The 12,700-nt window shown below is 62.7% G+C and carries 12 protein-coding genes; 5 read left to right on the forward strand and 7 right to left on the reverse strand.

Annotation, left to right across the window (positions count from 1 at the left end; genetic code table 11):
- Position 1 precedes the first annotated feature (1 nt).
- A complete protein-coding gene (locus P0D96_RS36365; RefSeq protein WP_408179318.1) occupies positions 2-898 on the reverse strand; it encodes a LysR substrate-binding domain-containing protein in 897 nt (298 codons plus the stop codon).
- A gap of 106 nt (positions 899-1,004) precedes the next feature.
- On the opposite strand from P0D96_RS36365, the gene P0D96_RS36370 reads away from it, so the two are divergent.
- Positions 1,005-1,928 (forward strand): NAD-dependent epimerase/dehydratase family protein, encoded by a 924-nt coding sequence (locus P0D96_RS36370; protein ID WP_408318504.1) that lies wholly within the window; start codon positions 1,005-1,007, stop codon positions 1,926-1,928.
- A gap of 197 nt (positions 1,929-2,125) precedes the next feature.
- On the forward strand, positions 2,126-2,308 hold the full coding sequence (locus tag P0D96_RS36375) for a hypothetical protein (protein ID WP_012432554.1): 183 nt from the start codon (positions 2,126-2,128) through the stop codon (positions 2,306-2,308).
- A gap of 84 nt (positions 2,309-2,392) precedes the next feature.
- Here the strand turns inward: P0D96_RS36375 and P0D96_RS36380 are convergent, their stop codons facing one another.
- Both P0D96_RS36380 and P0D96_RS36385 read right to left on the reverse strand, forming a co-directional pair.
- Positions 2,393-3,751 (reverse strand): APC family permease, encoded by a 1,359-nt coding sequence (locus P0D96_RS36380; RefSeq protein WP_408179320.1) that lies wholly within the window; start codon positions 3,749-3,751, stop codon positions 2,393-2,395.
- A 191-nt stretch (positions 3,752-3,942) separates the two neighbouring features.
- Entirely contained in the window at positions 3,943-4,779 is an 837-nt protein-coding gene (locus P0D96_RS36385; protein WP_408318506.1) for a carbon-nitrogen hydrolase family protein, read from the reverse strand.
- Between the two features lie 186 nt (positions 4,780-4,965).
- On the opposite strand from P0D96_RS36385, the gene P0D96_RS36390 reads away from it, so the two are divergent.
- Positions 4,966-5,811: a helix-turn-helix transcriptional regulator gene (locus P0D96_RS36390; protein ID WP_408318508.1), complete on the forward strand. Its 846-nt coding sequence runs from the start codon at positions 4,966-4,968 to the stop codon at positions 5,809-5,811.
- 44 nt (positions 5,812-5,855) lie between these two features.
- Here the strand turns inward: P0D96_RS36390 and P0D96_RS36395 are convergent, their stop codons facing one another.
- The 4 genes from P0D96_RS36395 to P0D96_RS36410 all read right to left on the reverse strand — a co-directional run bounded on the left by P0D96_RS36395 (position 5,856) and on the right by P0D96_RS36410 (position 9,059).
- The gene (locus P0D96_RS36395; protein ID WP_408318510.1) at positions 5,856-6,590 is read right to left on the reverse strand and encodes a DUF899 domain-containing protein; all 735 of its coding nucleotides are present in this window, start codon (positions 6,588-6,590) and stop codon (positions 5,856-5,858) included.
- 47 nt (positions 6,591-6,637) lie between these two features.
- The gene (locus P0D96_RS36400; RefSeq protein WP_408318511.1) at positions 6,638-6,976 is read right to left on the reverse strand and encodes an SRPBCC family protein; all 339 of its coding nucleotides are present in this window, start codon (positions 6,974-6,976) and stop codon (positions 6,638-6,640) included.
- Positions 6,973-7,398 (reverse strand): ArsR/SmtB family transcription factor, encoded by a 426-nt coding sequence (locus P0D96_RS36405; protein ID WP_132376937.1) that lies wholly within the window; start codon positions 7,396-7,398, stop codon positions 6,973-6,975. The genes P0D96_RS36400 and P0D96_RS36405 overlap by 4 nt, the downstream gene beginning before the upstream one ends.
- 278 nt (positions 7,399-7,676) lie before the next feature.
- On the reverse strand, positions 7,677-9,059 hold the full coding sequence (locus P0D96_RS36410) for an NCS2 family permease (protein WP_408248383.1): 1,383 nt from the start codon (positions 9,057-9,059) through the stop codon (positions 7,677-7,679).
- Between the two features lie 456 nt (positions 9,060-9,515).
- On the opposite strand from P0D96_RS36410, the gene P0D96_RS36415 reads away from it, so the two are divergent.
- Both P0D96_RS36415 and P0D96_RS36420 read left to right on the forward strand, forming a co-directional pair.
- Entirely contained in the window at positions 9,516-10,502 is a 987-nt protein-coding gene (locus P0D96_RS36415; RefSeq protein ID WP_408179325.1) for a PRC-barrel domain-containing protein, read from the forward strand.
- The gene (locus tag P0D96_RS36420; protein WP_408318513.1) at positions 10,499-11,752 is read left to right on the forward strand and encodes an MFS transporter; all 1,254 of its coding nucleotides are present in this window, start codon (positions 10,499-10,501) and stop codon (positions 11,750-11,752) included. Before P0D96_RS36415 ends, P0D96_RS36420 begins: the two co-directional genes overlap by 4 nt.
- The last annotated feature ends 948 nt before the right edge of the window (positions 11,753-12,700 follow it).

Raw genomic sequence — 12,700 nt, forward strand, 5'->3', positions numbered from 1 at the left:
GCTAAAGCTTCACGCGCGCCGCGATGAAATCCAGGAAGCACTGCACGCGCCCCGCCAGCGACGCGCTTTGGTAGTACACCGCGCTCACCCGCTGCCGCTCGTCCACCAGCGCGTTGGCGAGAATCGGCACGAGACGCTTCTCGCGCACATCGGCCGCGCTCATGAAATTGGCGAGACAGGCGATGCCCCAACCCGACAACGCCAGTTGCCGCAACGTCTCGCCGCTCGAGGCGGTGATCGCCGGTTCGATCTTCAGCGACTCGGCCCCGCCCTTGCGCCCTTCCCGCAACGGCCAGCGATTCAAATGCTCCGGCGCCGTGAAGCCGATCAGCCGATGCTCTCGCAACGCTTCCACCGATTTCGGCTCGCCATATTCGGCCAGATACGCCGGACTCGCGAGCACTCTCAGCTTGCTGGTGCCGAGGGCGCGTGCATGCAAAGTCGAATCCTGCAATTCGCCGATACGGATCGCGATATCCACCTTCTGCTCCAGCAGATCCACGATCCGTTCATTGCTGGTCAGCTCCAGCCTGATCTCCGGATACTGCGCCGAAAACGCCGTCATATGCGGCGCCACGCAATGCAGCATGAAGGGCGACGCCGCATCGACACGCAGGCGCCCCGAGGGTCGCTCGCGTCCGCGCGTGACGGACTCCTCGGCCTCTTCCATCGCGTCCAGAATCGCCCGCGCGCGCTGCAGGAAGGTCTCGCCCTCTTCGGTGAGTTGCAGACGGCGCGTCGTGCGCCGCACCAGCGCAGTGTCGAGTTTCTTTTCGAGGCGCGTGAGCGCGCGGCTCACGCCGGAGACGGTTTGGCCCAATTTCTCCGCAGCCGCGGTGATCGAGCCGCTGTCGATCACCGTGACGAACACCAGCAACTCGTCGGTGGATGTTTTCATTGTTGATTTCAAATCAAGATTGATTTGAGACTAACACGGTTTTTGCGAGAATCAAGTCGGCGGATACTGCGTGCATGTCATCGTGTTTCTCATCAAGGAGAACGTCTTGAAGATTTTCATCACTGGTGCAAGCGGTTTTATCGGCGGTTCGATTGCAGCGCATCTGGCGCGCGCCGGCCATACCGTGCGCGGTTTGATCCGCAACCCCGACCATAGCGCCGAGTTGCAACGCCTCGGCATCGAACCCGTGATCGGCACGCTCGACGACCACGCGTTGCTGATCGCCGAAGCGCAAGCCGCCGACGCCGTCATCAATGCCGCGAGCAGCGATCATGAAGGCGCGGTCAAGGCGCTGATCGACGGGCTCGCGGGCTCCGGCAAAACGTTTCTGCATACGAGCGGTTCGAGCATCGTCGGCGATGCGTCGGGCGGCGAAGCGGGTCAGGCGCGTATCTATCACGAGGACGCGCTGCCCGAGCCGACCGCGGACAAGGCCGCGCGCGTCGCCATCGATCAACTGGTGCTCGATGCCGCGCAGCAGAACATCCGCTCGGCCGTGTTGTGCAACACGCTGATCTACGGTCATGGCGCCGTGCCGGGCAGCGCGAGTGTGCAGTTGCCGCGCCTCGTGCGTCAGGCGCAAAAGAGCGGCGTGGTGCGTCATGTGGGCAGCGGCGGCAACATCTGGTCGAACGTGTTCATCGACGATGTCGCCGAACTGTATCGCCTCGCGTTGGATAAGACGCCGGCGGGCACCTTCTACTTCGTCGAAAGCGGCGAAGCATCGTTCCGCGACATGAGCGCCGCGATTGCGCGCGCGATGAAACTCGGCGCGCCGCAAGACTGGCCGCTCGCAGAAGCGCAGAAGGAATGGGGTTATGAAATGGCCTCGTACGGCCTCGGCTCGAATAGCCGCGTACGCGGCGAGCGCGCGCGCAAGCTGCTGGGGTGGCAGCCGAAGCGCACGTCAGTGATCGACTGGATCGAGCACGACATGCTGTCCCCCGAGCGGACTTCGTCCGCGGTGTAAGCCGAGGGGATTTTCTTTTGGGGCGCCCTACAGGGCACACCCCGAGAGGACTTCTTCCGGGGCGCCCGCAGCGCCCTCCAGGGCGTAATTAGTGTAAGCGTCGCCGTTGCGAATCCGTAAGCTCGACTCGATAGAATCGCGCTCACCTGATCGTGCGATTCGACAATCCGAGCCGCACATGAGCCCGGATTTGATCGATGACTTTGGCGCTGAATTTCGATTGGCTAACCAATCTGCTGGCGATTCTCTTCGTCGTGGCGTGTCTCTACGATGCACGCTACGACGAATACGGTACGTTGACGCTGTCGGCTGCCGCGATGGGACTCGTCGTGATGGCGATCGAACTGTTCCTCAGGCCCGCCTTCGACATGTCGCTTTGAACACGAGCGCTTCGAGCGTGACGCCACGCGCGGCGGCGTCACTCCCACTACGGCCACGCTCATCCATGAGCGCAAGCCGTTCCATCAAACCGCGACTTCCGGCGGCGCCTGACGAAAACAGCGCGTGATCCAGCCGAGATAGCACAAGCCCAACACGAACCACACCGCGCCGAGCACCAGCGCCGTCTTCTCCAGACTCACCAGCAACCAGACGTCCGCGAGTGCGCCAGCCAGCGGGAACAGCAGGCCGCCGATCACGCCCATTGCATTCGCACTGCCCTTCGCGTTGAAGAACTGGCGGATCACGCAGAGATTGACAGCCGTGAACGCAAGGAACGCACCGAAGTTGATGAACGACGTCGAAGTCGCCACATCGAGCTTCAAGGCGACCAGACCAATGGCGCCCGCGATCGCGATGTTCAGCGCCGGCGTCTTGAACTTCGGATGCACGAAACCGAAGATGCGCTTGGGCAGCACTTCGTCGCGGCCCATTGCATACAACAGACGTCCCACACTCGCTTGCGCCGAGATGCCCGAGGCGAACTGCGCGAGAATCAGGCCCGCCAGAAACACCGTGACGAAAATATCGCCGCCCACTTTGCGCGCGACTTCGAAGGCCGCCGAATCCGGGTCCTTGAACACCGCGCCCGGATGCGCGAGCTGCACCGTGTATGCCGCGATCACGAAGATCGCGCCGCCTATCAGCGCGATCAGCACGATGGCACGTGGCATGGTCTTCTCAGGGGCGATGGTTTCTTCCGTCAACGTCGAGACAGCATCAAAGCCGAGATAGGAATACGCGGCGATCGCGGCGCCCGCCATCGTCGCGGAGAGCGGCACGTGCGGCTTGAAGAACGGCTCGGCCGAAATGAGGCCGCCGGGTCCGACGGCCGCCGTCACATAGTGGCAGCACAGCACGACGAACAACGCGACGATCGCCAGTTGCACCACCATCAGCACGATGTTGAAACGGTTTGCGAGTTCGATGCCGAGAATGTTCAGCGCACTGGTCAGCACGATGAAAGCGACGATCCAGATCCAGCTCGGCACATGCGGAAAAGCGGCGCTCAGATACGCCGCGCCGATCAGCCAGATCACCATCGGCAGGAAAAAATAATCGAGCAAGGTGGCCCAGCCGATCATGAAGCCGAGATGCGGGTTGAAGCTCTTGCGCGTGTACGTATAGGCCGAGCCTGCCACCGGGAAAAGCCGCGCAAGCTTGCCGTAACTGAGCGCGGTGAACACGATCGCCACCAGGGCAATCAGATAGGCGAGCGCCGCCGTATCGTGGCTGGCGCTCGCCAGCACGCCATACGTCCCGTAGACAATCAGCGGCGCCATGTAGGCGAGGCCGAACAGCAGGACGGAAGGCAGGCCGAGCGTGCGCTTCAGATGCGCGCTGCGCGGGGCCGTGGGTTCAGCGGCGGATGATGATGAAGTCATACGGTGTCTCCTCTTGCGAATGGACAGGCGTCGCCCCGGGCGCGGCATGGCACGCGCCCCAGTCGAGCCGGATCGATCGGACTTGCTGGCAGCGCGGGATTCGCGCCGATGTCTTTACTGATTTGCCGGGCTTGTGCATGCCGCCGCCAAAGCGGCACGCGCCCGGTCGTTTATCTGTCTGAGCGTTTGCTTCAGCGCGAGCGAATCACGCGCGCGCGTTGTCCCTGCGCGCCGTCTTCGGTGGCGAGATCGAGTGCGATGCGCGCGTCGTGCAGGTAACGGTAGTGTTCGCGTGCGCCTTCGAGACGCGCGCGATCCAGCGTCGCGCGCAGCACGGTTTCCTGCTGGCCGGCGTCGCACACCACGTCGCCGAACGGATCGATCAGCGCCGATTCGCCGGGAAACGTGAGGTTGTCGTCGCCCGGACCGATACGATTGACGAGCGCCGCAAACATCTGGTTTTCCATGGCGCGCGCCACGATGGCCCGGCGATGCACCGGCCCGAACGGGTCCATGTTGCCATTGGTCACGATCAGCAGATCGGCGTCCAGCGAGGCGACCGCTCGCGCTGTTTCGGGGAATTCGATGTCATAACAGATCAAGAGACCGACGGTCATGCCCTTGAAGCTGCATACTTCATAGCGGTCGCCCGGTTCGAACACGCCGACGTCGGAGGCCCACAAGTGCGTCTTGCGATAGCGCAGCGCGATCTCGCCGCGTTCGTCGACCAGCACCGTGGTGTTGAAAAAACGGCTGCCGTCGCGCTCGGCGAGGCCCACCGCCACCGCCACGCGTGCTTCACGCGCCGCATGGCGCACGGCGGTGAGCGAAGGACCGTCGATGGTTTCCGCCACTTCGCCGACGTTATGCCGCGTCGGAAAGCCCGACAGCGTCGTCTCGGGAAACACGATCAGATCGGTTCCGGCCGAACGCTGGCCGATGATTTGCAGCACGCGTTGCACGTTCGCGCCGCCGACGCCCACGGCGCCATCCACGACGGGAATCTGTGCCAGTTCGAGTTGAAGCATTGTGTCTCCTGTCGACCCGAGTCAGTGCTGACTCGGGTCCCATGCAATTTAGTTGCCGTCCATGCCGGTTCGCTTCGCGTTGAATCGCGGCTGTTTTAAGCCGCCGCGCGATCAGGTTGGGCCTATTATTACCAGACATATTTTTGTTCGTAATTACCCTGCTGGGTTACCCTCATCGGAGCACGCATGGAACTCGAATGGCGCGATCTGGCCTTTCATCGCGAGATCGGCGCGGTTATCGAAGCCCTCGATAGCGCGCACTTCTGGACCCGCCTCACGCGCGCGCTCGAACGCTATGTGGCCTTCGACAGTTGGGTCGCGTTGCGCTTCACATCAAGTGAAGCGCCGCTCGTGTGCGCCGAATCGCCGACGCCGGACGGCACCGTCGATGCGATGTTTCAGGACTATCTGGCCGCGCTCTATCAACTCGATCCGTTCTATATCGCCGCTACCGAGACGCCCGCGTCGGGCTTCGTCACGCTGGCCGATGTCGCGCCCGACAACTTCTCGATGACCGATTACTACCAGCGGTACTTCAGGAAGAATATCGTCGGCGACGAGGTGCACTTCAACTACATGATCGACGCGCGGCACACGCTCGCCTTTTCGCTGGGCGCGACGCATCGCTATGGCGAGCGTGATCTGGCCGTGCTGGCGCTGTGCGCGCCGTGGGTGATTGCGCTGTTGCGACAGCGCTTGCCATACGAGGGATTCGATGCGACGCGGTCGGCCCTGACCGAGTCCAGCGCCGAAACGGCAACGGAAACACTAGCACCCACGGACACCCCCGCGTACGCCGCGCGCTTCGAACAGGTCGCATCGTCGGGTGGCCGCGCATCGCTCACGGCACGCGAGGTGGAAGTGGCGATGCTGACCTTGAGTGGATTTTCGACGCGCGCCATCGCGGAGAAACTGACGATCTCGTTCGAGACCGTGCGCGCGCACAAGAAGCACATCTATACGAAGCTGAACGTCAATTCACAGTCGGAACTGTTCGCGCTGTTTTACGAAGCGGGACGCCAAGGTGCATGACGTCCCCGCTTTTCAACGCGAGCCTGAGCTAGCGCCGCGGTCCGTCAACCGCACGCGGCGCAGCCGCCTTGCGTCTTCTCTTCATAGCGGTCGTGATGTCTGACCCAGTCGGTCAGGCTGCGGTCTTCATTGCGGCCCTTCGGCGTGACGTCCAGATGCGCATACGTGTTGATGAAGCGTTCATCGCCGCGCCCATAGCAGGAATACGTGTGATACACGTCGCCCTTCTCGTCCTTGTAGAACACGCTGTGGCCGTGTTGCTCATCGATGCCGACGTCCTGCTCGGTGAAGTTGTAAAACGCTTTCTTGCTCGCCAACTGTTCGGGCGTGAACGACGCGTGATAGTCGAAATTGAAGTCGCTGCCGGCCGACGACACCCACGGGAAACTCCAGCCCATGCGCTTCTTGAAACCCTCGATCTTCGCGAGCGGCGCATGCGACACCGTCACGTACGACACATCGTGATGTTCGAGATGCGTGACGATCCCGGTCATGTGATCCGACAGGAACGAGCAGCCGACGCAGCCCTCTTCCCAATCGGCGCCCAGCATGAAGTGATAAACGATCAACTGGCTGCGTCCGTCGAACAGATCGGCCAGCGTCTTGCGGCCCTGCGCCGTATCGAAGGTATACGTCTTGTCGACCTTCACCCACGGCAGCGCGCGGCGTTTGCGCGCGAGTTCGTCGCCGGCGCGCATGTGCGCCTTTTCTTCGGCTAACAATGCCCTGCTGGCGGCCAGCCATTCCTCTCTCGACCCAGTACGGTGTTGCGGTTCCATATGCGTCTCCTTCTCTGCGTCGTGCAGACTAACGAATACAAACGACATCACGCCACGTAGCGTTCCAGCGAATCGATCCCGTCGGTCCAGCCGCGGCGATGATCCTCGCACTGCGCATCGTCGGCGAGACGTTCGTGCGTGAGCGTGAGCCATGTGGCGTCGCCGTCCGGTTCCAGCAGCAGCGTGACCTGCGACTCATGCTCCGGGCTATAGCGCCACACCCATGTGAAAACAAGCTTGCGGTCGGGCACCACCTCCAGATACCGGCCGCCGACCTCGACCTCGTTGCCGTCCGGCTTGCGATAGACGATCACGTAACGCCCGTCGACCCGCACATCCAGCTCCGCGCGCACCACGTCCGAGCCGTCCGGATGCATCCATGTCATGAATTGCGCCGGTTCCGTCCAGGCGCGGAAGACTTTGGCGGGCGCGGCGTTGAGACGCCGCTGGAGGGTGAGGCTGGGCTGGGTGGACATGGGGCTTGTTCCTCTTCGACGAAAGCGGCAAGACGATCGAGTGATTCGGACCAGAAGCGCTGATAGCGGCCAAGCCACGCCATCGCTTCTTCCATCGGCCCGGCGGACAGGCGGCACGCCACCGTGCGGCCGGTTTTGTTGCGTGTGATGAGACCCGCCTCGCTCAGCACGTCGAGGTGTTTCATCACAGCAGGCAAGGACATCGCAAACGGCTCGGCGAGTTCGCTGACCGACAGATCTTTCGACGATAGACGCGCGAGCAACGCACGCCGTGTCGGGTCGGACAGCGCGGCGAAGGTGCGATCCAGTAGCGCTTCGTTAAACTTAACCATGAGGTTAAGTATAGAAACGCAGCGAATGATGTCAAGGACAGGTACGCGCTTTCGTAGAGCGCGTGGAAAGTAAAGGGGGAGCGCGGCAAAAAAGATACGCGGCGTGCAGCAGATAGCCTCTGCAACGCGCCGCGTCAAAGGTGGAGAACAACCGACTACAGGCTCGAGCAAGGCGGCCAGAATCGCACCACTTTGCCCTCGCTTTCCAGCACAGATTCAACAGATCGATACTGCAACCCGGCGAGACCCAGGCAACGCCCGAGCCTATGACGTGACGATCAGATCGCCCAGCCGCCGAGATAGAAACCGACCAGCACGACGGCGATCACAACCGTGCCCACGTTCAGCTTGCGATACTCGCCGCTGACCACGCGGCCGATCACCAGCGTCGCGAAGCCGAGCATGATGCCCGTCACGATGTTGGCGGTCAGCACGATGAACACCGCGCACATCAGACCCGACATCGAGTCCACCATGTCGTCCATATGCAGCTTGCTGACGTTCGAGAGCATCAGCAGACCCACGTACATCAGCGCGGGCGCCGTCGCGTACGAAGGCACGAGGGCTGCGAGCGGCGAGAAGAACATCACCACGAGGAACAGCAATCCGACCACCGCCGCGGCCATGCCGGTCTTCGCGCCTGCCGCCACGCCGACCGTCGATTCGATATACGCCGCTGCCGGTGCGCCACCAAGGAGGCCCGAGAAAATCGAGCTCAGCGAGTCGGCCGTCAGGGCGCGGCCACCGTTGATGATGCGGCCGTTTTCATCGAGTTGGCCCGCTTGTCCAGCGACGGCGCGAATCGTACCGGTGGCGTCGAACACCGCGGTCATCACGAGAGCCAGCACGCTGGGCAGAACCGCCATCGACAAGGCGCCCTTGATGTCCATTGCGCCGATCAGCGACGCGTGACCCGGTGCGCTGAGCGACGGCACCGCGAACACGCCGTGAAACGACATGGCCGGATCGATCACGAAGGCGATCGCCGAAATCGCCACGATCACGATCAGGATCGAGCCCGGCACGCGGCGGCGCACCAGACCGAAGATGGCCGCCAGACCCGCCACCGACATGATGGCCGGCAAGGCGGTGATATTGCCCAGCGCGACCGGCAGACCAGCGCCCGGATTCTTCACGACGAGGCCCACGTCGTTGGCGGCGATCAGCAGCAGGAACAGGCCGATGCCGATGCCCGTGCCGTGCGCGATGCCCGTCGGCAGATTGCGCAGAATCCACGAACGCACGCCCGTCACCGAGATCGCGGTGAACACGACACCCATCAGAAACACCGCGCCGAGGGCGACATTCGGATGCAGGCCTTTGCCGAGCACGAGGCCGAACGCGGTGAACGCCGTCAGCGAAATCGCGCAGCCGATTGCGATCGGCAAGCGCGCCCACACGCCCATCAGCAGCGAGCCGAAAGCCGTGGTCAGACACACGGCGACGAACACCGCGCTGGTGTCGAAGCCCGCTTTGCCGAACATGCCCGGCACGACGAACACGGAATAGACCATCGCGAGGAAGGTCGTGATGCCCGCGACGATCTCCTGACGCTGCGAACTGCCGCGTGAGGAGATTTCAAAGTAGCGGTCGAGAAAGCCCTTTCCGTCGAATGATTCGGCGCCGACTTCAGAAATCGGTTGGGCGTGGGGTTCCATCATGATGAGTGCCTCCTTTATCAGCGTGCTGAAACGGCCGTCGATTCGGTCGTCATCAGGTTCGTCTCGTTGCGTTGGTTTAGTGTGGGTTGGGGTCTTATTTGCTGTCTCGAAATGTAGGGCAACACAAATATATCTCCCATCGCATGGATGGCATGCCTGACATGTCGCGATGCTTATATCCTTTAGGGGACGGCAAACCAGCTTCACGGTCCGCGTGTTTACACCTACGGTTTGTCATGAAGATCTGAAAGGGTTTTGAGGGTTTTCACGCGTGAAAATGGACTTCGATGAGCCAGTGAATCGGCGGAGCGCGGCATGAACCGTGCTTGGGCCAACCTGTCAGATCGCCTGCAAAACCGGGGCCGCCCGACGTCGCGGGTTACACTCTGGCCCGTACCTGTTTTAACTGCGGCGGCTCACTGCGCCCGTCCGCACCGGCCCATGGAGTCCTTCTTGATGAGCGGCGGTTTTTCGCGTCCTGCCTGGCGTCTCTTGATTCTTGCTGTGTTCGCGCTGTTCGCGCTGTCCGGTTGCAGCCTGCTGTGGGGCCCGCAGCAGGCGCCGATCGTCGACGCCACGGTGATGCCCGTCGAGCCGGCCAGCGCGCCGGTGGCCGCGTCCGCGCCCGAACCGGTCGAGACCGAAGCGGCCGAACCCGAGCAATCGAGAAAGCCGAAGAAGCCGGTCGTCAAGCCGCACAAGGTTGAGCCCCCGCCGCCTGTTGTCACGGCGCCTCCGCCGCCCCCTCCGCCGCCCCCGCCGCTGATCGTGCTGCGCACCATCGAGCGCAACGAGGCGCGCGCGCTGCTCGATAGCGAAGTGCAGAAGCCCGACGGCAAAGTGGTCGGACGCGCGGTCGATCTGATCGCCGACGCCGGCGGCAAGCCGCGTGAGATGGTCGTGAACCTGCAAGGCTTCCTGGGTGTCGGCGACCGCAAGGTGAACTTCCCGTGGAGCGCGTTCCGCTTCACGCCAACGGCGAAGGCCGCCCCCATCACACTGAATGCTGCCGCGGTCCCGGCGAACGCGGCCAAAGCCGCCTCGGTTGCCGTGCAGTTGCCGCTGATCGACGCAACCGTCGAGCGCTCGAACGGCGCCAAGGTCGGCCGCGTGATCGATGTATTGATCGACGCCAACGCGCAGCCGCAGGCGGTCGTGCTCGACGTCAACGGCATGGTCAGCACCGAACGGCGCACGATTGCCGCCAACTGGTCGGCGCTGCGCTTCGTGACGAAGGACAAGGAGCTGCATCCGCTGATGGATTTGAGCGATGCGCAGATCAACGCGACACCGCCATACGCCAGCGACAAACCGATACGCGCGGTGTCGCCGGCGCCACCGCCCGCGCCTGCGCCCGCTCCTGCTTCCGCACCCGCCGCTGTTGCGGCGCCGGCTGCCGCGGCCACGTCCACGGCGGTTTCCAACGCACGGGCGGCCCGATGATAGGCCGCACTCTGGTAACGGCGCGCAGCTTGCGCGCGCTCGATTGGCTGAATTTTTTCGTCGCCAATGTGCAGACGGGTTTTGGACCGTTCATCGCGTCCTATCTCGCCTCGCATAAATGGACGCAGGGCGAGATCGGCATGGCGCTCTCCGTGGGCACCATCAGCGCGATGGTGAGCCAGGTGCCCGGCGGCGCCGCCGTCGATGCCTTGCGCAACAAGAAAGGGGCGGCGGCCTGGGCAATCATCGCGATCATCCTGAGCGCGGTGCTGCTGGCCGTCAGCCCGACGGTGCTGCCGGTGATCGCCGCCGAAGTCTTCCACGGCTTCGCGAGCTGCATGCTGACGCCGGCGCTCGCCGCGATCTCGTTCGCGCTGGTGGGGCGAGCGAATCTCGGCGATCGGTTGGGGCGCAATGCGCGCTGGGCGTCGATCGGCAGCGCGGTCGCGGCCGGTCTGATGGGCGTGTTCGGCGAATACTATTCGCCGCGGGCGGTGTTCTGGCTGACCGCTGCGCTCGCCGTGCCCGCGCTCTTCGCGCTGACAATGATCCAGCGCACCGACACCGTCGAACTACCGAAGTCCGCGCCGACGCCGCAGCAGATCGAGCGGCGCGAGAGTCTGCGCGAATTGCTGCGCGACAAGCGGATGCTGTTGTTCGCGGCGTGTATCGTGCTGTTCCATTTGTCGAACGCGGCGATGCTCAATCTCGCCGCCGGCGAAGTGACGGCCGGCATGGGTGACAACGTGCAGCTCGTGATTGCCGCGTGCATCATCGTGCCGCAGGCGATCGTGGCGATGATGTCGCCGTGGGTCGGACGCTCGGCCGAGCGATGGGGACGTCGGCCGATTCTGCTGCTCGGGTTTTCGGCGTTGCCGATACGGGCGTTGTTGTTTGCCGGGATCAGCAGCCCTTATTTGCTCGTGCCGGTGCAGATGCTCGATGGGTTGAGTGCTGCGGTGTTTGGCGTGATGCTGCCGTTGATTGCCGCCGATGTGGCTGGTGGTAAGGGGCGTTATAACCTTTGTATTGGATTGTTCGGGTTGGCGGCTGGGATCGGGGCTACGTTGAGTACTACCGCTGCGGGTTTCGTCGCCGATCGCTTTGGCAATGCCGTGAGCTTTTTTGGATTGGCCGCGGCTGGAGCGTTGGCTGTTTTGCTGGTGTGGGCGGCAATGCCTGAGACTCGCGATGCGGCAGCTGAGGATGAGGGGCCGGTGGCGGATGGGGGGAAGTCGGCGGTGCGGTGAATGGGCAGGGGTTTGGGCCTGTGCGGTGGTTTTTTTGGCTGTGCTTTTTGGGGTGTTGGCCTTTCCTTGTGTTGTTAGTGGTCTATTAGCGTTGCCCCTGTGCGGGGCGGCACCTACTTCTCTTTGCCGCCGCAAAGAGAAGTAGGCAAGAGAAAGCGGCTCAAACCGCTAGCTCATAAGCGGGTCCCTCGCGCAGTCGCGATAGTGGTGCATCTGGAATCTGTGTCCTCGCGCATTCCTCGTTAGTGACAAGGCCGTCATTCTTCCGGCGGCGCTGCGCGCGCCGTCACGGTACTTCAAGTCGCACGTTGCTGGGCTATTGGTTTCATTCTATATGGCGGTATGTGCGCGCCTGCTCGATTTCTGCCAACGAATCGCGCGGCATTCATGCCGCGTGCGAAGCGGTTATTTCGTTCTGAGACCAGAATTCCTATTCGTCGCCAGCTGTCGTCTCCGGAGTTGATGGCGATCGTCATTTGCTCTTTCAATGCGGCATCGGCGAGCCGCGAAGTGGTGCGATTGGCGACCCCCATGACGATTCGGCCCTGATGACACATGGGGATTGTCACGAACAGTTCTTGGCCGTCGGCATAAGCTAGAACGTTATCCTAAGCATGAGTGAGCGAAGAACTGCGCCGCTTAAGCGAAGACAGGCGCATCGGCGACGGGATGGCGCTAATACTCAAGACCCCGAGAACCGCATCCGCAAAGACGCAGCCAGTGTTCATTGAACAACCGCTTCGGCGCGCGCAGCGCTGCCGGAAGAATGACGGCCTTGCCACTAACGAGGAATGCGCGAGGACACAGATTCCAGATGCACCACTATCGCGACTGCGCGAGGGACCCGCTTATGAGCTAGCGGTTTGAGCCGCTTTCTTTGCCTACTTTCTTTGCGGCAACAAAGAAAGTAGGTGCCGCCCCGCACAGCAATGCTCTCAACTTAAGCCC

Origin of the sequence: Paraburkholderia sp. RL17-347-BIC-D (assembly GCF_046027915.1) — a bacterium.
Classification (GTDB): Bacteria; Pseudomonadota; Gammaproteobacteria; order Burkholderiales; family Burkholderiaceae; genus Paraburkholderia.